This is a genomic window from Monashia sp. HAY1-5C (assembly GCF_056755255.1).
This window is the reverse complement of the sequence record NZ_JBPGXG010000864.1, coordinates 1-231: the sequence shown is the minus strand read 5'-3', so window position 1 is coordinate 231 and position 231 is coordinate 1. Positions and strand designations below refer to the sequence as shown.

At 43.3% G+C, this 231-nt stretch carries 1 protein-coding gene; it reads left to right on the top strand.

The features are described 5' to 3' along the window. Positions 1-15: 15 nt before the first annotated feature. Positions 16-231, top strand: a 216-nt coding sequence (locus ACR9ZK_RS23790; protein ID WP_481344365.1) for a hypothetical protein, incomplete at its 3' end; no start/stop codon positions are given.

Genomic DNA, 231 nt, shown 5'->3' with positions numbered 1-231 from the left:
CTTTTATGCTGCCTGATGAGTATGCTTTGGGTAAAGGCAGAACAATTATATGTTAATCCCCAGACCGGCAACGACACCAATTCCGGAATAAAGTCCCAGCCGCTAAAAACTCTTTCAGAGGCAGCCAGGCGCGTTAATGTAAACAAAGAGCAGGGAGAAACAACAATCATCCTTTCTGAAGGCGTTCACCTGTTAACCCAAACTGTCCTATTTACCAATGATAAATATACC